The organism is Streptomyces sp. NPDC051684 (assembly GCF_044453445.1).
Taxonomy (GTDB): Bacteria; Actinomycetota; Actinomycetes; order Streptomycetales; family Streptomycetaceae; genus Streptomyces.
Genome location: NZ_JBITCS010000007.1, coordinates 215,674 through 234,227 on the forward strand (window position 1 = coordinate 215,674; position 18,554 = coordinate 234,227).

Genomic DNA, 18,554 nt, shown 5'->3' on the forward strand with positions numbered 1-18,554 from the left:
CTTCGGGCGGCTCGACGCTGACCTCATGACGACCACGCCCGCGCGCATCCGCATCGGCTCGGCCCCCGACTCCTGGGGCGTCTGGTTCCCCGACGACCCGCAGCAGGTCCCGTACGGCCGCTTCCTCGACGAGGTGGCCGAGGCCGGGTACGAGTGGATCGAGCTGGGCCCGTACGGCTATCTGCCCTCGGACCCCCGCGTCCTCGCCGAGGAGACGGGCCGCCGCGGCCTGAGGGTCTCGGCGGGCACGGTGTTCACGGGCCTGCACCACGGACCCGCGGTGTGGGAGAAGACCTGGGACCACGTGTCCGCCATCGCCGGACTCACCCGGGACATGGGCGCCGAGCACCTGGTCGTCATCCCGTCCTTCTGGCGCGACGACAAGACCGGCGAGGTGCTGGAGGACTCGATGCTCACCGCCGGGCAGTGGCGCGACCTGGCCGCGCAGACCGAACGCCTCGGCCGCGAGGTGCGCGACCGCTACGGCCTGAAGCTGGTCTTCCACCCGCACGCCGACACCCACGTCGACACGGAGGAGAACGTCACGCGCCTCCTCGACGCCACCGACCCGGACCTCGTGTCGCTGTGCCTGGACACGGGCCACTACGCGTACTGCGGCGGCGACAGCGTCAAGCTCATCGAGACGTACGGGGAGCGGATCGGCTATCTGCACCTGAAGCAGGTGGACCCGGCGGTCCTCGCCACGGTCCGCGAACAGGGCACGCCGTTCGGCCCGGCGGTGGCGCAGGGCGTCATGGTGGAACCCCCGCGCGGAGTGCCGGAGCTCGAGCCGGTCCTCACCGCCGCCGGCCGGCTCGACGTCGACCTGTTCGCGATCGTCGAGCAGGACATGTACCCGTGCGAACCGGACCGCCCGCTCCCAATCGCCGACCGCACGCGCCGCTACCTGCGCTCCTGCGGGGTTTGACGCTCCACATGTCCACTCGCGCGCCGGAGCATGCGCCGACGGCGCGCCCCCTTTGCATCATTCGCGTCACAAACGCCCCCATCGCGTCACACATGTCAGGCCTACGCGGGTTCTGCGTCACAGAGGCCCCACAGGCCCTCCCTTCACCACGGGTCACCTCGTTCTCCGGGCACAGGCTGAGTTGATCACGGGCGGCACCCCCGAGCCGCCGTGCGCACCGCCAGGGAGGAGCCACCGATGAACGACCGCAGGCTCTGGTCGTACAAGGACATCGCCGCGCACATCCGAGTGCAGCCCGACACCGTCCGCTCGTACCGCAAGCACGGTCTGCTGCCCCCGCCCGACCACGTCGAGTCGGGCAAGCCCTACTGGTACGCCGACACGGTCCGCGCCTGGGTGGCCTCCCGCCCGGGCAACCGGGGCCGCAAGGACTGACCCGGGGCGCCGGGCCGTACGGACGCACGGCCCGGCGCCCACGCTGCGACACCTCCGGTCCCGCCATAAACTTCGGGCAAATCACTCAAAGTGACCGAAAGTTGCCGGACATCCGGAGGGATCTCAGTGACGCAGCCCCAGCAGCCCTTCGGGGCACCCCAGGCCCGGATCCCCCAGCAGCCACCCCCGCCGGGACCGCAGATCCGCCCCGGCCTCTGGAAGCGCTGCCTCTGGGGCGGCCTGGCGCTGTGGGCCCTGACGGCGATCGTCACGTACGCCACGCAGAACACGACGCTGCTGCCCACGCTCATCCTGCTGGGCAGCTTCCTCACCCCCGCGGTCTTCGTCCTGTGGGCGTACGAGCGGCACGGCCGCGACCTGGGCGTGAGCCTGATCCTGGGCTGCTTCCTGGTGGGCGGCATCCTCGGCGTCCTCGGGGCGTCGGTGATGGAGTACTACCTCATCCACCCCTCGGTCTGGATGTTCGTGGCGGTGGGCCTGATCGAGGAGGCGGCGAAACTCCTCGCCCTCGTCTACGTACTGCACCGCCACCCCCGCATCAGCGGGCTGCGCGCGGGCCTGGTCCTGGGCGCCACGGTCGGCTTCGGCTTCGCGGCCTTCGAGAGCGCGGGCTACGCGTTCAACGCGGCGATCACCATGAAGGGCATCGACCTGCGGGCCCTCCTGGAGACGGAGGTGCTGCGCGGCCTCCTCGCGCCCTTCGGCCACGGCCTGTGGACGGCGATCTCGGGAGCGGTCCTGCTCTCCTTCCGCCGACCGAACGGCCATTACCGCTTCGCGGCGCCGGTGATCGGCACGTACCTCGGCGTCTCGCTCCTGCACGCCCTCTGGGACTCGATGCACGGCATCGCGATCTGGCTGGTGGCCAAGCTGACCACCACCGGCCTGGACCGCACCCTCTTCGCCCAGGGCTACATCCCCGAGCCCACCGACGCCCAGCAGCACCTGTTCACGCTCTTCTCGGTCGGCGGGCTCGCCGTCATCACGCTCCTGGCGCTCGCCTGGGTACGTTCACTCGCCCGCCGGGACCCTTCTTGGAAAAATACCCCCTAGGGGTATAGGGTCGAGCACATCAAGAGTTGCCCCTCACCACCAAGGAGTTACGTCATGAGCGCCCACACCGAGCTCCCCCAGGCCGAGTCCACCGGTTCCTGCTGCGGCGGCGCCTGCCACGGCGACACCGCGACGCAGGCCGCCGAGGGTGCCTTTACGACCGTGTACGAGATCAAGGGCATGACGTGCGGCCACTGCGAGGGTGCGGTCTCCGGTGAGATCTCGGAACTCGCCGACGTCACCTCGGTACAGGCCTCCGCCGCGACAGGCCAGGTCACCGTCGTCTCCACGGCCCCGCTCGACGAGGAATCGATCCGCGCAGCGGTGGACGAGGCGGGCTACGAACTGGTCTGACCCACGACTCCGACACCACCTCGCGGCCCCGGCGACCCCCGCCGGGGCCGTTGTCGTTGCCTTCCGGGGCAAATTCGCGCAGAGACCCGCAGAGAGCTCTGGACCTCCACACAATCCACACGGCACAATTGCAGCACTCCCCCACAGAGGCCGATATCCACATATCGGATCTCTTGCGAACGCACGGGACATATGCAAGAGACGCAGATCACACCGATCTGCACGTAACCCTTTGCCGCTCTCGTGAGTCTAAGGAGGCGATGCAGGAACGTCTTGGGGGACGTTTCCGCACCGGAGGGCCCGCCTTGGGGGGCGGTCCCGACAGCGTTGGCCGGGGCACGTGCGCCGGGAAGCTTGAGCGGCCCGCCCGGCACGTGTTCCGGCGGCCGACGCGCCACAAAGACCCCCAGGCCGGATCCCGTGGGGGGAATCCGACCCGGGTAAAGGAAAGCGCCCCGACTGTCGGCCCGTGGGGGGACCGACAGCGGGGCGCTTTCTGCTGCGCAGCTTGAGCCGTGCTGTTGCGGTGGGGCGGGGTTACGGTCGCGGGGCTCTGCCCCGGACCCCGCTCCTCAATCGCCGGAGGGGCTCAATGTGCCGCACCGGCGTTGCGCGAAGAAGGTCAGCGCTCCTCGACCGGGATGAAGTCGCGCTCCACGACGCCCGTGTAGATCTGGCGCGGGCGGCCGATGCGGGAGCCCGGCTCCTTGATCATCTCGTGCCACTGGGCGATCCAGCCCGGAAGGCGGCCGAGGGCGAAGAGGACCGTGAACATCTCGGTCGGGAAGCCCATGGCCCGGTAGATCAGGCCGGTGTAGAAGTCGACGTTCGGGTAGAGCTTGCGCTCGACGAAGTAGTCGTCGGAGAGCGCGTGCTCCTCCAGCTTCAGGGCGATGTCGAGCAGCTCGTCGGACTTGCCGAGCGCCGAGAGGACATCGTGCGCCGCCGCCTTGATGATCTTCGCCCGCGGGTCGAAGTTCTTGTAGACGCGGTGCCCGAAGCCCATGAGCTTCACGCCGTCTTCCTTGTTCTTCACCTTGCGGATGAAGGCGTCGACGTCGCCGCCGTCGCGCTGGATGCCCTCGAGCATCTCGAGCACCGACTGGTTGGCGCCACCGTGCAGCGGACCCCACAGCGCGGAGATGCCCGCGGAGATCGACGCGAACATGTTGGCCTGCGACGAGCCCACCAGGCGCACCGTGGACGTGGAGCAGTTCTGCTCGTGGTCCGCGTGCAGGATGAGCAGCTTGTCGAGCGCGGAGACGACGACCGGGTCCGGCACGTACTCCTGGGCCGGCACCGAGAACGTCATGCGCAGGAAGTTCTCGACGTAGCCGAGGTCGTTGCGCGGGTAGACGAACGGGTGGCCGATCGACTTCTTGTAGGCGTACGCCGCGATCGTCGGCAGCTTCGCGAGGAGCCGGATCGTCGAGAGGTGACGCTGCTGCTCGTCGAAGGGGTTGTGGCTGTCCTGGTAGAAGGTGGACAGCGCGGAGACCACGGAGGACAGCATGGCCATCGGGTGGGCGTCCCGCGGGAAGCCGTCGAAGAACCGCTTCACGTCCTCGTGCAGGAGCGTGTGCCCGGTGATCTCGTTCTTGAAGGTGGAGAGCTCGTCGACCGTCGGGAGCTCGCCGTTGATCAGCAGGTAGGCGACCTCGGCGAAGGTCGAGCTCTCGGCCAGCTGCTCGATCGGGTATCCGCGGTAGCGCAGGATGCCCTGCTCACCGTCGAGATAGGTGATCGCGGATTTATAGGCGGCGGTATTGCCGTATCCGCTGTCGAGGGTCACCAGGCCCGTCTGGGCTCGCAGCTTCCCGATGTCGAAGCCCTTGTCGCCCACGGTGCTGTCGATCACCGGGTAGGTGTACTCGTCGTCGCCGTACTGGAGTACTACAGCCTTCTCGTTCTGCTCGCTCACGTCATCCCTCACCGACGTAGTGCCTCTTCTTCGAGGTGCCCTGACTGTCTCTACCTTCCCCCACTTGGCCCAGCAGAGTGCACTCGGGGTCGCCCATTGGGCTCATCGACGGCACTCAGTGCCGTCAACTTGCTCATCCTGCCCCCTTCGCCCTGGTTCCGGAAGTGCTTGTGACCTTCGTGACGCATCTGATCGATCAAATCTTTTGAACGGCAGCGCCTGACAGCCGGAAATTCAGGGCGGTACACCGCCTACCAGCCGAAATCGTACGCACCGCCTGGCCGATCGCTCTGCGCGAACCGACCAGAACGACGAGCTTCTTGGCGCGCGTGACAGCCGTGTACAGAAGGTTGCGCTGGAGCATCATCCACGCCCCCGTCGTGACGGGGATCACCACGCACGGGTACTCGCTGCCCTGGGAGCGGTGGATGGTCACAGCGTAGGCATGCGCCAGCTCGTCCAGCTCGTCGAAGTCGTAGGGGACTTCCTCGTCCTCGTCGGTGCGGACGGTGAGCCGCTGCTCCTCGGAGTCCAGGGACGTGACGACTCCGACCGTGCCGTTGAAGACGCCGTTGGCCCCTTTCTCATAGTTGTTCCTGATCTGGGTGACCTTGTCGCCCACCCGGAAGACGCGGCCGCCGGAGCGCTTCTCCGGGATGTCCGGGCGGCCGGGCGTGATCGCCTGCTGCAGCAGCCCGTTGAGATTGCCGGCTCCGGCGGGGCCGCGGTGCATCGGCGCGAGCACCTGGACGTCGCGACGCGGGTCGAGGCCGAAGGTGGCGGGGATCCGGCGCGCGGCGACGTCCACGGTCAGCCGGCCGGCCTCCGCCGTGTCGTCCTCGACGAAGAGGAAGAAGTCCTTCAGGCCCTGAGTGAGCGGCTGCTGCCCCGAGTTGATGCGGTGCGCGTTCGTGACGACGCCGGACTCCTGGGCCTGCCGGAAGATCCGCGTCAGCCGCACCGCGGGCACGGGGGCCTCCTCGGCCAGCATGTCGCGCAGCACCTCCCCCGCCCCGACGCTCGGCAGCTGGTCCACGTCCCCCACGAACAGCAGATGCGCCCCGGGCGCCACCGCCTTCGCCAGTTTGTTGGCGAGCAGCAGGTCCAGCATGGAGGCCTCGTCGACCACGACGAGGTCGGCGTCGAGCGGCCGCTCCTTGTCGTACGCGGCGTCCCCGCCGGGCTTGAGCTCCAACAGCCGGTGGACCGTGGACGCCTCGGCCCCGGTCAGCTCGGCGAGCCGCTTGGCGGCGCGGCCCGTGGGCGCCGCGAGCACGACCTTGGCGCGCTTGGCGCGGGCCAGCTCCACCACGGACCGTACGGTGAACGACTTTCCGCAGCCGGGGCCGCCGGTGAGCACGGCCACCTTCTTGCTGAGCGCGAGCTTGACCGCCTCCTCCTGCTCGGGCGCGAGCTGCGCGCCCGTGCGGTCGGCGAGCCAGGCGAGCGCCTTGTCCCACGCCACGTCCTGGAAGGCGGGCATCCGGTCCTCCTCCGTGCGCAGCAGTCTGAGCAGCTGGGCGGAGAGGGAGAGTTCGGCCCGGTGGAAGGGGACCAGGTAGATCGCGGTGACCGGCTGACCGTCCTCGCCCGGCACCGTCTCGCGCACCACTCCGGGCTCGCCGGAGTCCTCGTCGGGCAGGGCCAGTTCGGCGAGGCAGTCGATGACGAGTCCGGTGTCGACCTGGAGGAGCTTCACGGCGTCGGCGATGAGCCGCTCCTCGGGCAGGAAGCAGTGGCCCTGGTCGGTGGATTGCGAAAGGGCGTACTGGAGACCGGCCTTGACCCGCTCCGGGCTGTCGTGCGGAATGCCGACGGACTGGGCGATGCGGTCGGCGGTGAGGAAGCCGATGCCCCAGACGTCGGAGGCGAGGCGGTACGGCTGGTTCTTCACCACGGAGATGGAGGCGTCACCGAACTTCTTGTAGATGCGCACGGCGATGGACGTGGAGACGCCGACGCTCTGCAGGAAGACCATCACCTCCTTGATGGCCTTCTGTTCCTCCCAGGCGTCGGCGATCTTCTTCGTCCGCTTGGGGCCGAGGCCCGGCACCTCGATCAGCCGCTTCGGCTCCTGCTCGATGATGTCGAGGGTGTCGAGCCCGAAGTGCTGCGTGATGCGGTCGGCGAAGACGGGGCCGATGCCCTTGACCAGGCCTGAGCCGAGATAGCGGCGGATGCCCTGGATCGTGGCGGGGAGCATCGTCCGGTAGTTCTCGACGGTGAACTGCTTCCCGTACTGCGGGTGCGAGCCCCAACGGCCCTCCATCCGCAGCGACTCCCCCACCTGCGCCCCGAGCAGCGAGCCGACGACGGTCAGCAGATCTCCTGCGCCTCTGCCGGTGTCGACCCGCCCGACCGTGTAACCGGTCTCCTCGTTGGCGTACGTGATCCGCTCGAGGACCCCCTCGATCCGGGCCATCGGCCGCGCTTCGGCATCCGCCCGCTGCTTCGCCATGATCTGACGTTAGCGGCCGGGTACGACAACGCGGGAGGGGCGGCCGGCTATTGGGGCGTCCGCGCGCGCCAGTGATCTGGATCACCCGGCGACCGCGATGACTTCCGGGCCGTGGCCGCGTCATATCCGCGACAGCCTCGGCACTTCGCAGACAGGAGCGCGCCATGCCCGCCACCAAGGGACCCGCCAGTTACTTCCCGGCGATCGAGAAGAAGTACGGCGAGCCGGTCGCCCACTGGCAGGACCTCATCCGCTCCTCGCCGCTCACCAGGCACATGGAGCTGGTGAACTGGCTCAAGGCCGAGCACGGCCTGGGCCACGGCCACGCCAACGCGCTCGTCGCCCACACGCTGGCCGGGACACGCGGCGCGTAGGACCCGTCGTCAGATCCCGCCCATCGGCTCCGGGTCGACGCGTACGGGGGTGCCCCAGACGCGGACGACCTCGTAGTCGGTGAACTCGTGGACCAGGCGGTAGGCCATCGCCGCGTCCGGGCGGCGGCGCTGGGCCGCCAGGTAGAGGTCGGCCTCGCGGCGGTCGTGGCGGGGGGTGCCGCACAGCTGCCACACCTGCCCGTTCCACATCTCCGGGATCCAGCGCTGCTGGGGCTGCGGGCGGTCCTCGCGGGTGCCGTAGCGGGAGAGCACGGGGCGCTCCGCGGTGGGGCGGGTGGCCTGGCCCGGCTCCCCCGAGATCTGGGAGCGGCGGGCCTTGCGGCGGCGGGTCTCGCAGAACAGGCACAGGTCCGGGGCGGATTCCTCGACCGGGCCGTAGGGGTGTTCCTTGCAGCGGGTCGTGGGCTTGTCGCCGGACACCGCGTCGTCGAGCTGGTCGAGGGCGCGGGTCAGGTCGCCGCGGATCTCGTGCAGCACGTCGTCCGGGGTGTCGCCGGTCAGCTTCTCGCCGTGCTCGCCGAGTACGCGGAGGGCACGGCCCAGTGCGGTCAGCTGCGCGTGATTCATGCCCCCACCTTCGCATGCGGCACCGACAATCCCCTTCGCCCGGCACCGCGGTTGCGCTCCCGGGCTCCGCCCCGGACCCAGCTGCTCAATCGCCGCAGGGGCTTCAAATACCAAGCGCCGCGACGTCCGGGGCGGAGCCCCAAATCAAGCCCCGCCGGCGATTGAGGCGCGGGGTCCGGGGCGGAACCCCGCGGCCGGGGCACCATCCGCCTCCCGATCACGATCGCGTCACAACCACCCCCCACCCCCTTGTCACCGCACCGTGTAATCGATTCCAATCGCCCGTGTAATCGATTCCACGCACATGTGCACCACCCGTCCCACAGACGAGCGGAGCGCATGCGCCCCCGCCACAAGGAGGTGGCGCGATGGCGAGCATCAAGGACGTCGCGGCCGCGGCCGGGGTCTCCGTCGCCACGGTCTCCCGCGTCCTGAACAGCCATCCGTCCGTGAGCCCGGACGCCCGCACCCGGGTGCTGGCCGCCGTGGAGTCGCTCGGCTACCGGCCCAACGCCGTGGCCCGTTCGCTGCGCACCGCGCAGACCCGCACGCTCGGCCTCGTCATCAGCGACGTCCTGAACCCGTACTTCGGCGAGCTGGCCCGCTCCGTCGAGGACGAGGCCCGCGGCCTCGGCTACAGCGTGATCATCGGCAACGCCGACGAACGCCCCGAGCTCCAGGACCACCACGTACGCACCCTGCTCGACCGCCGCATCGACGGACTGCTCGTCTCCCCCACCGACGGCGCCTCGCCGCTGATGCTGGACGCCGCCCGGGCCGGCACCCCGATGGTCTTCGTCGACCGGTGGATCCCGGGCGTGGACGTGCCGGTCGTGCGCTCCGACGGGCGCGGCGCCGTGCGGGACCTCGTCGCACATCTGCACGCCCTCGGGCACCGGCGGCTCGCGATCATCTCCGGGCCCGCCGCCACCACGACCGGCAGCGAGCGCGTCGACGCCTTCCGGGACGCCCTCGCCTCGTACGAGCTGGAGCTGCCGGACGCCTACACAGGGCAGGGAGACTTCCAGGCCGACAGCGGACGCCGGGTGACCGAGGCGTTCCTGGACCTGCCGGAGCCGCCGCAGGCCGTCTTCGCCGCCGACAACCTCATGGCGCTCGGCGCGCTGGACGCCATCCGCGCGCGCGGGCTGCGCGTCCCGGACGACATCGCGGTCGCCGCGTTCGACGACATCCCGTGGTTCGTGCACACCGATCCGCCCATCACGGCGATCGCCCAGCCCACCAAGGACCTCGGCCGGGCCGCCGTGCGCGCCCTGGTCGACCGCATCGAGGGGCGGGTACCGGAGTCGGTCGCCCTCCCCGCCCACCTCGTCGTACGGCGCTCCTGCGGCGAACCCCCACAGACGCCCACCTCAACCTCAATGGAGAGGAGCAACGGTTGACTTCCTCGCCCCTCCTGAAGGAGGGGGATTCCACGGGTCGCCCCGTGAGTTTCCTGCTTCATCGCCGACTGCCCGCCCGGAGAACTCCGTTGAGGTCCTACACCGGCTCCACAGGCCGACACCGCCAGCCCGGCGGCCTTCAGGTTGATCGCCGCGTTCACGTCCCGGTCATGGGTCGCGCCGCAGGCACACGTCCACGCACGGACGCTCAGCGGCATCTTGCCCTGGAGGGCGCCGCAGGCGGAGCACAACTTCGAGGAGGGGAAGAAGCGGTCCACGGCCACCACATCCCGCCCGTACCACTCGGCCTTGTACTCCGGCATGCTCCGGAACTCATGCCAGGCCGCGTCCGAGATGGCGCGGGCCAGGCTCCGGCTTTTGACCATGTTGCGTACGGTCAGGTCCTCGATCACGAGCGTTTGGTTTTCACGCACGAGACGAGTCGTCAGCTTGTGCAGGACATCGCGGCGCCGGTCGGCGATCCGCGCATGCACGCGGGCCACGGCCTTGCGGGCCTTGGCCCGGTTGTTGCTCCCCTGCACCTAGCGGGACAGCTCCCGCTGCGCCCTGACCAGGCGCACCCGGTCGCGGCGCTCATGCCGAGGATTGGTGATCTTCTCCCCGGTGGACAGCGTCAGCAGATGGTCAAGCCCGACGTCGACACCGACCGCCGCATCCGTCGCCGCGAGCGGCTGGATGCCGGGGTCCTCCACAAGCAGAGAGACGAACCACCTCAGCCTGCTGGTCAGGGCACGGCCCTTCGCCCTGGAGACGAAACCCCGCTCGCTGCCCTGCTCCACAGGAGTCCCGTTCCTCCCCTGCCTGATGCGGGGGTATTCATGGAGGAATCAGATGAGTAACTCCGAAGAGTTGCTGCGTATCGAAGGGATACGGAAGACCTTCCCCGGCGTGGTCGCGCTCGACAGCGTCGACTTCGACCTGCGACGCGGGGAGGTGCACGTCCTGCTCGGTGAGAACGGGGCCGGCAAGAGCACGCTGATCAAGATGCTCTCCGGTGCCTACACGCCCGACGAGGGCCGTATCACCGTCGGCGGCGAGCAGGTCCGTATCAACGGTGCGCAGGACGCCGAACGGCTGGGGATCGCGACGATCTACCAGGAGTTCAACCTCGTTCCCGATCTGACCGTCGCCGAGAACATCTTCCTGGGGCGCCAGCCCCGGAAGTTCGGGCTCGTCGACCGGAAGACGATGGAGTCCGACGCCGAGGCGCTCCTCGCGCGCGTGGGTGTGAATGTGTCGCCACGCGCGCGGGTGCGCGAACTGGGTATCGCCCGGCTCCAGATGGTGGAGATCGCGAAGGCGCTCAGCCTGAACGCGCGGGTGCTCATCATGGACGAGCCGACCGCCGTGCTGACCTCCGAGGAGGTCGACAAGCTGTTCGCGATCGTGCGGCAGCTGCGCGAGGACGGCGTCGGCGTCGTCTTCATCACGCACCACCTGGAGGAGATCGCCGCGCTCGGCGACCGCGTGACCGTCATCCGGGATGGCAAGAGCGTGGGCCAGGTGCCCGCCGCCACCCCCGAGGACGAGCTGGTCCGCCTCATGGTGGGCCGCTCCATCGACCAGCAGTACCCGCGCGAACGCCCGGACGGGCAGGACACGGCGAGCGCGCTGCTCAAGGTCGAGGGCCTGACCCGCGACGGCGTCTTCCACGACGTCGGCTTCGAGGTGCGGGCCGGCGAGGTCGTCGGCATCGCGGGCCTCGTCGGCGCGGGCCGCACCGAGGTCGTACGGGCCGTCTTCGGCGCCGATCCGTACGACTCCGGCACCGTCGAGGTCGCGGGCAGCACGCTCCCCCGGCACGACGTCATCGCCGCGATGGCCGCGGGCGTCGGGCTCGTCCCCGAGGACCGCAAGGGGCAGGGCCTCGTCCTCGACCAGTCGGTGGAGGAGAACCTCGGGCTCGTCACGATGCGGACGGCGACGCGCGCCGGGTTCGTCGACCGGCAGGGTCAGCACGAGGCCGCCGAGCGGATCGCCAAGCAGTTGGGCGTGCGGATGGCCGGGCTCGGCCAGCACGTGCGCACCCTGTCCGGCGGCAACCAGCAGAAGGTCGTCATCGGCAAGTGGCTGCTCGCCGACATCAAGGTGCTGATCCTCGACGAGCCGACGCGCGGCATCGACGTCGGCGCGAAGGTCGAGATCTACCAGCTCATCAACGAGCTGACCGCCGCAGGGCACGCCGTGCTCATGATCTCCAGCGATCTGCCCGAAGTCCTCGGCATGAGCGACCGGGTCCTTGTGATGGCGCAAGGACGCATCGCCGGTGAACTCGCCGCCGAGGACGCGACCCAGGACTCCGTGATGGCGCTCGCCGTCAGCAACCAGCAGCACAGCGCCTTCGAGGAGGAGGGCTCCCGTGACCACTGACACGCTCAAGAAGACACAGGCCAAGAACAACGGGAGCCTGCTGCGGCTGCTCCTCGACAACGGCGCGCTGACCGCGCTCGTCGTCCTGGTCATCGCCATGTCGCTGATGTCCGGCGACTTCCTGACCACGCAGAACCTGCTGAACGTCGGCGTGCAGGCGGCCGTCACCGCGATCCTCGCGTTCGGCGTCACCTTCGTCATCGTCTCGGCGGGCATCGACCTGTCGGTCGGCTCGGTGGCGGCCCTGTCGGCGACCGTCCTCGCGTGGGCGGCCACGAACGAGGGCGTACCGGTCGTCATAGCCGTGCTGCTCGCCGTCGTCACCGGCATCGCCTGCGGTTTCGTCAACGGCCTGCTCATCTCGTACGGCAAGCTGCCGCCGTTCATCGCGACGCTGGCGATGCTGTCGGTCGGGCGCGGGCTGTCGCTGGTGATCTCGCAGGGCTCGCCGATCCCGTTCCCCGACTCGGTCTCCAAGCTCGGTGACACGCTCGGCGGCTGGCTGCCCGTGCCGGTCATCGTGATGATCGTGATGGGTCTCATCACGGCGGTCGTCCTCGGCCGTACGTTCATCGGCCGGTCCATGTACGCGATCGGCGGCAACGAGGAGGCGGCCCGCCTCTCCGGTCTGCGCGTCAAGCGGCAGAAGCTCGTCATCTACGGCCTGTCGGGCCTGTTCGCGGCCGTCGCCGGCATCGTGCTGGCCTCCCGTCTCGCCTCCGCGCAGCCGCAGGCCGCGAACGGCTACGAGCTGGACGCCATCGCCGCCGTCGTCATCGGCGGCGCCTCCTTGGCCGGTGGCACGGGCAAGGCGTCGGGCACGTTCATCGGCGCGCTGATCCTCGCCGTGCTCCGCAACGGCCTCAACCTCCTTTCGGTGTCCGCCTTCTGGCAGCAGGTCGTCATCGGCGTCGTCATCGCCCTTGCCGTGCTGCTCGACACCGCGCGCCGCAAGGCCGGTGCACAGCCCGCCGCCGCGGGCGCCGGTACCGGCGGTCCCAAGCAGCGGATGCAGTACGTGATCGCGGCCGTCGTCGCCATCGCGATCGTCGGCGGCCTCGCCGTGTGGAACAACACCGGCTCCTCCGGCGGCAAGAAGGACCTCAAGCTCGGCATGGCCGTGTCCACGCTCAACAACCCGTTCTTCACGGAGATGCGGGCGGGCGCCCAGGCCGAGGCGAAGAAGCAGGGCGTCGAGCTGACCGTCACGGACGCGCAGAACGACGCCTCGCAGCAGGCCAACCAGCTCCAGAACTTCACGAGCGAGGGCATGAGCGCCGTCATCGTGAACCCGGTCGACTCCGACGCCGTCGGCCCGTCCGTGCGCACCGCCAACAAGGCCGACATCCCAGTCGTCGCCGCCGACCGCGGCGTCAACAAGGCGAAGGCCGCCACCCTCGTCGCCTCCGACAACGTCGCGGGCGGCAAGCAGGCCGCGAAGATCATGGCCGACAAGCTGGGCGGCAAGGGGAAGATCGCGGTCCTCCAGGGCCAGGCCGGTACGTCCGCGAGCCGGGAGCGCGGCGCGGGCTTCGCCGCCGGGCTCAAGGACTACCCGGGCATCAAGGTCGTCGCCAAGCAGCCCGCGGACTTCGACCGCACGAAGGGCCTGGACGTCATGACGAACATGCTCCAGTCGCACCCCGACGTCGACGGCGTCTTCGCCGAGAACGACGAGATGGCGCTCGGCGCGATCAAGGCGCTCGGCTCCAAGGCCGGCAAGTCCGTCCCGGTCATCGGCTTCGACGGCACGCCCGACGGCTTCAAGGCCGTCAAGGCGGGCACGCTGTACGCCTCCGTGGCCCAGCAGCCGCGCGAGCTCGGGAAGATGGCCGTGCAGAACGCGATCTCCGCGGCGAAGGACAAGAAGATCTCCTCGGCCGTGAAGGTGCCGGTGAAGGTCGTCACGGCGAAGAACGTCGCCGACTTCAAGTGACGCGGCCCTGAGGGGCGCCTCGTACCCTTTGGCGTGACGTACGAAGAAAGGCACAGAATGAACACGTACGACCTCCTCGTCGTCGGGTCGGCCAACGCCGACCTGGTGGTGGGCGTCGACCGGCGGCCCGGCGCCGGCGAGACCGTTCTCGGCTCCGACCTGACGACCCACCCCGGCGGCAAGGGCGCCAACCAGGCGGTCGCCGCCGCCAAGTTGGGGGCGCGCACGGCGCTGCTCGCGCGGGTCGGCGACGACGGGCACGGCAGGCTGCTGCGCGAGTCGATGGAGTCGGCGGGCGTGGACACGTCCGGCGTGCTGGTCGGCGGGGCGCCCACCGGGGTCGCACTGATCACCGTGGACCCCTCGGGCGACAACTCGATCGTGGTCTCGCCGGGCGCGAACGGGCGGCTGACGCCCGAGGACGTCCGGGCGACGGGCGAGCTGTTCGCGAACGCGCGGGTCGTCTCGATGATGCTGGAGATCCCGCTGGAGACGGTCGCCGAGGTCGCGCGCAATCTGTCGGAGGGCGCCCGGCTCGTCCTCAACCCCTCGCCGCCCGCCCCACTCCCCGACGAGGTCCTCTCCGCCTGCGACCCGCTGATCGTCAACGAGCACGAGGCGAAGGTCATCGCCGGCACCGACCTCGGGGGCGGCCCCGAGGACTGGGCGCGGCAGCTGCTCACGCTGGGCCCGCGCTCGGTCGTCGTCACCCTCGGCTCCGAGGGCGCGCTCGTCGCGGACGCGCAGGGCTCGGAGCGGGTGCCCGCGGTGAAGGTGAAGGCCGTCGACACGACCGGCGCCGGTGACGCGTTCACGGCGGCGCTCGCGTGGCGGCTCGGCACCGGCGAGTCGCTCGCCGACGCCGCCGCCTACGCCGCGAAGGTGGGCGCCGCGGCGGTCACCAAGGAGGGCGCGCAGGCCTCGTACCCGACCGCCGAGGAGGTCGCCGCACTGTGAAGAAGGCCGGAATACTCAACCGTCATCTGGCAGGTGCGCTGGCCGAGTTGGGGCACGGCGACGGCGTGCTGATCTGCGACGCGGGCATGCCGATCCCGGCGGGCCCCCGCGTCGTCGACCTCGCCTTCCGGGCCGGCGTGCCGTCCTTCGCCGAGGTCCTCGACGGCCTGCTCGACGAGCTGGTGGTGGAGGCGGCGACGGCGGCCCGCGAGGTGCGGGACGCGAACCCGGACACCGCGGAACTCCTCCAGGACCGCCTGCGCCCCCTCGGCTTCGTCACGCACGAGGAGTTGAAGGCGTTGTCGGGGCAGGCCCGCCTCGTCGTACGCACGGGAGAGGCGCGCCCGTACGCGAATGTGCTGCTGCGCTGCGGGGTCTTCTTCTGACCGCGCGGGTGTGACGCGCTCGACCGCGCGGGGATGACGCGCTGCGAGGGGCCCGGTCCGCGGACCGGGCCCCTCGGGCTGTCCCCCTCCTGCGTCGGAATCTCGATCCCCCCAGATCGCCCCCCCAGGTGTTCCGACACCCAGTACGACACGCGGCTTGCGCGAAGGGTTGTACGTGGTTGCGGAGAAAACTTCTACGCGGCGTGAGCCGTGAACCGCCGCGCCGTCTCCGCCAGCACCTCGCGCCCGTCGCGGGCCCACAGGCCGTCGTTGAACAGCTCGACCTCGATGGGCCCCGCGTACCCCTGCGCCTCGACGAGACCGCGCCAGTGCCGCATGTCGATCGCGCCGTCGCCGATCTGGCCGCGCCCGTTGAGGACACCCTCGGGCAACGGCGTGGTCCAGTCCGCGAGTTGGAACGTCGCGATGCGCCCCTGCGCCCCGGCCCGCTCGATCTGTGCGGGCGCCTGGTCGTCCCACCAGACGTGGTACGTGTCCACGCAGACGCCGACCTGCTCCGCCGGGAAGTTCTCGGCGATGTCCAGGGCCTGCGCGAGCGTCGAGACGACGCAGCGGTCGGACGCGTACATCGGGTGCAGCGGCTCGATCGCGAGCCGCACGCCGCGCTCGGCGGCGTACGGGGCGAGTTCGACGAGCGCGTCACCGATCCGCTGGCGGGCGGCGCCCAGGTCGTACGAGCCGGCCGGGAGGCCGCCCGAGACGAGCACCAGGACGTCCGTGCCGAGGGTCACGCACTCGTCGACGGCCCGCTGGTTGTCCTCGATCGCCGCCTTGCGCTCGGCCGCGTCGATCGCGGTGAGGAAGCCGCCGCGGCAGTGCGTGGTGACGTTCACTCCGGCGTCGCGCAGCAGCTTCGCCGCGGCCTCGACGCCGTACTCCTGGACGGGCGCGCGCCAGGTACCGAGGTGCTGGACGCCCAACTCGCGGCAGGCGCCGACGAGTTCCGGAAGCCCGAGCTGCTTCACGGTCATCTGGTTGATCGAGAAGCGGGGGTCCGCGGTGAAGCTCACGAGGTCACTCCGTACAGGGCTAGCAGGTTCTTCATGCGGGCCTCGGCGAGCTCCGGCTTCGGGAACAGGCCCAGCTGGTCGGCGAGTTCGTAGGCGCGCGCGAAGTGCGGCAGCGAGCGCGAGGACTGCTGTCCGCCGACCATCGCGAAGTGGTCCTGGTGGCCCGAGAGCCAGGCGAGGAACACGACGCCGGTCTTGTAGAAGCGGGTCGGCGCCTGGAACAGGTGGCGCGACAACTCGACGGTCGGGTCGAGGAGTTGACGGAATCCGTCCACGTCTCCCGTGTCGAGGGTGCGCACCGCCTTCGCGGCGAGCGGGCCCAGCGGGTCGAAGATGCCGAGCAGCGCGTGCGAGAAACCGCGGTCGTCGCCCGCGATCAGCTCCGGGTAGTTGAAGTCGTCGCCGGTGTAGCAGCGCACGCCGTTCGGGAGGCGGCGGCGGATGTCGATCTCGCGCTGGGCCTCCAGGAGTGAGACCTTGATGCCGTCGACCTTGTCGGAGTGCGCCTTGATGATCTCGACGAAGGTGTCGGTGGCGGCGTCCAGGTCGGACGAGCCCCAGTAGCCCTCCAGGGCCGGGTCGAACATCGGGCCGAGCCAGTGCAGGACGACGGGCTCGGCGGCCTGCCGCAGCAGGTGGCCGTAGACCTCTGCGTACTCCTCGGGTCCGGAGGCCGCGGCGGCGAGGGCCCGCGAGGCCATCAGGATGACCTGGGCGCCGGCCTCCTCGGCGACCGCGAGCTGCTCCTCGTACGCGGCCCGTACCTCGGCGAGCGATGCGCCGGGCGCGAGCTGGTCGGTGCCGACGCCGACCGCGATCCGCCCGCCGACCGACTTGGCCTCGGCGGCGGAACGGCGGATCAGCTCGGCGGCGCCCGCCCAGTCCAGACCCATGCCGCGCTGGGCGGTGTCCATGGCCTCCGCGACCCCGAGGCCGTGCGACCACAGGTGGCGCCGGAAGGCGAGGGTGGCGTCCCAGTCGACGGCGGCCGGGGAGTCCGGGGTGGTGTCGGCGAGCGGGTCGGCGACGACGTGCGCGGCGGAGAACACGACGCGGGAGGCGAGCGGAGCCCCGGTGTCGAAGGTCAGGGGCTCGGCGCGCGGCTCGTAGGCCGTCAACTCGCCTGCAGAGTTGGGGAGATGGATGGTCACAGCGAGATCTCCGGAACGTCGAGGCGGCGGCCCTCGGCGGACGACTTGAGGCCCAGCTCCGCCATCTGCACGCCACGCGCGCCGGCCAGCAGGTCCCAGTGGTAGTCGGCGCCCGCGTAGACGTGCTTGAGGAACAGCTCCCACTGGATCTTGAAGCCGTTGTCGAACTCGGTGTTGTCCGGCACCTCCTGCCACTGGTCGCGGAAGGAGTACGTCGCCGGGAGGTCCGGGTTCCAGACCGGCTTGGGCGTGGAACTGCGGTGCTGGACACGGCAGTTGCGCAGCCCCGCGACGGCGGAGCCCTCCGTGCCGTCGACCTGGAACTCGACCAGCTCGTCACGGTTGACGCGCACGTCCCACGAGGAGTTGATCTGCGCGACGATGCCGCCCTCGATCTGGAAGATGCCGTACGCGGAGTCGTCGGCGGTGGCCTCGTAGGGCTTGCCGTTCTCGTCCCAGCGGGTCGGGATGTGCGTCGAGGCAAGGGCGTTGACGGAGGTCACGCGGCCGAACAGCTCGTGAAGGACGTACTCCCAGTGCGGGAACATGTCGACGACGATGCCGCCGCCGTCCTCGGTCCGGTAGTTCCAGGACGGCCGCTGCGCCTCCTGCCAGTCGCCCTCGAAGACCCAGTAGCCGAACTCGCCGCGCACGGACAGGATCCGCCCGAAGAAGCCGCCGTCGATGAGCCGCTTCAGCTTCAGCAGCCCCGGCAGGAACAGCTTGTCCTGCACCACACCCGACTTCACGCCCGCCTCGCGCGCCAGGCGGGCCAGCTCGACGGCGCCCTCCAAGCCCGTGGCGGTCGGCTTCTCGGTGTAGATGTGCTTGCCCGCGGCGATGGCCTTCTTGAGGAAGTCCTCGCGGGTATGGGTCATCGCGGCGTCGAAGAAGATGTCGATGCTGTCGTCCGCGAGCACGGCGTCGACGTCGGTGGAGATGTTGGCCGGGTCGAGGCCGTGCTGCTCGGCGATCTCCTTCAGGGCGTGCTCACGGCGCCCGACGAGGACCGGTTCGGGCCACAGCACCGTGCCGTCGCCGAGGTCGAGTCCGCCCTGCTCGCGCAGCGCGAGGATGGAGCGGACGAGGTGCTGGCGGTAGCCCATGCGCCCCGTCACACCATTCATGGCGATGCGCACCGTCTTGCGTGTCACGTGAGTCCCTTCC

The 18,554-nt window shown here is 70.1% G+C and carries 16 protein-coding genes and 1 pseudogene; 10 read left to right on the forward strand and 7 right to left on the reverse strand.

From position 1 onward, the window contains the following. Positions 1-25 precede the first annotated feature (25 nt). From ACIA8D_RS11455 to ACIA8D_RS11470, 4 genes are all read left to right on the forward strand, one after another. Positions 26-928, forward strand: coding sequence for a sugar phosphate isomerase/epimerase family protein (locus ACIA8D_RS11455; protein WP_399230951.1), 903 nt, complete (start codon positions 26-28; stop codon positions 926-928). Positions 929-1,165: 237 nt separating this feature from the next. Further along, positions 1,166-1,363, forward strand: a complete 198-nt coding sequence (locus tag ACIA8D_RS11460; RefSeq protein WP_306320465.1) for an AlpA family transcriptional regulator — start codon at positions 1,166-1,168, stop codon at positions 1,361-1,363. 126 nt (positions 1,364-1,489) lie between these two features. Beyond that, complete coding sequence (locus ACIA8D_RS11465; protein WP_399230953.1) at positions 1,490-2,437, forward strand: PrsW family intramembrane metalloprotease; 948 nt, start codon at positions 1,490-1,492, stop codon at positions 2,435-2,437. 54 nt (positions 2,438-2,491) lie between these two features. Continuing rightward, on the forward strand, positions 2,492-2,791 hold the full coding sequence (locus ACIA8D_RS11470; protein WP_399230955.1) for a heavy-metal-associated domain-containing protein: 300 nt from the start codon (positions 2,492-2,494) through the stop codon (positions 2,789-2,791). A gap of 622 nt (positions 2,792-3,413) precedes the next feature. Here the strand turns inward: ACIA8D_RS11470 and ACIA8D_RS11475 are convergent. After that, positions 3,414-4,724, reverse strand: coding sequence for a citrate synthase (locus ACIA8D_RS11475; protein ID WP_399230957.1), 1,311 nt, complete (start codon positions 4,722-4,724; stop codon positions 3,414-3,416). 184 nt (positions 4,725-4,908) lie between these two features. Continuing rightward, positions 4,909-7,170: an ATP-dependent RecD-like DNA helicase gene (locus ACIA8D_RS11480; RefSeq protein WP_399230959.1), complete on the reverse strand. Its 2,262-nt coding sequence runs from the start codon at positions 7,168-7,170 to the stop codon at positions 4,909-4,911. 164 nt (positions 7,171-7,334) lie between these two features. On the opposite strand from ACIA8D_RS11480, the gene ACIA8D_RS11485 reads away from it, so the two are divergent. After that, positions 7,335-7,544 carry a DUF4287 domain-containing protein gene (locus ACIA8D_RS11485; protein ID WP_399230960.1) on the forward strand — a complete coding sequence of 70 codons (210 nt, stop codon included), beginning with the start codon at positions 7,335-7,337 and terminating at the stop codon, positions 7,542-7,544. 9 nt (positions 7,545-7,553) lie between these two features. Here the strand turns inward: ACIA8D_RS11485 and ACIA8D_RS11490 are convergent, their stop codons facing one another. Next, positions 7,554-8,132: a hypothetical protein gene (locus ACIA8D_RS11490; protein WP_399230962.1), complete on the reverse strand. Its 579-nt coding sequence runs from the start codon at positions 8,130-8,132 to the stop codon at positions 7,554-7,556. Between the two features lie 368 nt (positions 8,133-8,500). Between ACIA8D_RS11490 and ACIA8D_RS11495 the strand changes: the two genes are divergently transcribed. Further along, the gene (locus ACIA8D_RS11495) at positions 8,501-9,535 is read left to right on the forward strand and encodes a LacI family DNA-binding transcriptional regulator (protein ID WP_399230964.1); all 1,035 of its coding nucleotides are present in this window, start codon (positions 8,501-8,503) and stop codon (positions 9,533-9,535) included. Between the two features lie 47 nt (positions 9,536-9,582). Here ACIA8D_RS11495 and ACIA8D_RS11500 read toward each other — a convergent pair. Next, a pseudogene (locus ACIA8D_RS11500) lies at positions 9,583-10,269 on the reverse strand (RNA-guided endonuclease InsQ/TnpB family protein); the annotation flags it as partial. A 118-nt stretch (positions 10,270-10,387) separates the two neighbouring features. On the opposite strand from ACIA8D_RS11500, the gene ACIA8D_RS11505 reads away from it, so the two are divergent. From ACIA8D_RS11505 to rbsD, 4 genes are read left to right on the forward strand one after another with little or no spacing between them, the layout of a single operon-like run. Then, the gene (locus ACIA8D_RS11505; protein ID WP_399230965.1) at positions 10,388-11,926 is read left to right on the forward strand and encodes a sugar ABC transporter ATP-binding protein; all 1,539 of its coding nucleotides are present in this window, start codon (positions 10,388-10,390) and stop codon (positions 11,924-11,926) included. Then, a complete protein-coding gene (locus tag ACIA8D_RS11510) occupies positions 11,916-13,862 on the forward strand; it encodes a substrate-binding domain-containing protein (protein ID WP_399230968.1) in 1,947 nt (648 codons plus the stop codon). The genes ACIA8D_RS11505 and ACIA8D_RS11510 overlap by 11 nt, the downstream gene beginning before the upstream one ends. 57 nt (positions 13,863-13,919) lie before the next feature. Beyond that, positions 13,920-14,819, forward strand: a complete 900-nt coding sequence (rbsK, locus tag ACIA8D_RS11515; RefSeq protein WP_399230970.1) for a ribokinase — start codon at positions 13,920-13,922, stop codon at positions 14,817-14,819. Further along, entirely contained in the window at positions 14,816-15,205 is a 390-nt protein-coding gene (gene rbsD / locus ACIA8D_RS11520; protein WP_399230972.1) for a D-ribose pyranase, read from the forward strand. Before rbsK ends, rbsD begins: the two co-directional genes overlap by 4 nt. Before the next feature lie 194 nt (positions 15,206-15,399). On the opposite strand, the gene ACIA8D_RS11525 is transcribed toward rbsD, so the two are convergent. From ACIA8D_RS11525 to ACIA8D_RS11535, 3 genes are read right to left on the reverse strand one after another with little or no spacing between them, the layout of a single operon-like run. Then, positions 15,400-16,197 (reverse strand): sugar phosphate isomerase/epimerase family protein, encoded by a 798-nt coding sequence (locus tag ACIA8D_RS11525; RefSeq protein WP_399231072.1) that lies wholly within the window; start codon positions 16,195-16,197, stop codon positions 15,400-15,402. Between the two features lie 35 nt (positions 16,198-16,232). Next, positions 16,233-17,387, reverse strand: a complete 1,155-nt coding sequence (locus tag ACIA8D_RS11530) for a dihydrodipicolinate synthase family protein (protein WP_399230974.1) — start codon at positions 17,385-17,387, stop codon at positions 16,233-16,235. Beyond that, positions 17,384-18,541: a Gfo/Idh/MocA family protein gene (locus tag ACIA8D_RS11535; protein ID WP_399230976.1), complete on the reverse strand. Its 1,158-nt coding sequence runs from the start codon at positions 18,539-18,541 to the stop codon at positions 17,384-17,386. Before ACIA8D_RS11535 ends, ACIA8D_RS11530 begins: the two co-directional genes overlap by 4 nt. Between the last annotated feature and the right edge of the window lie 13 nt (positions 18,542-18,554).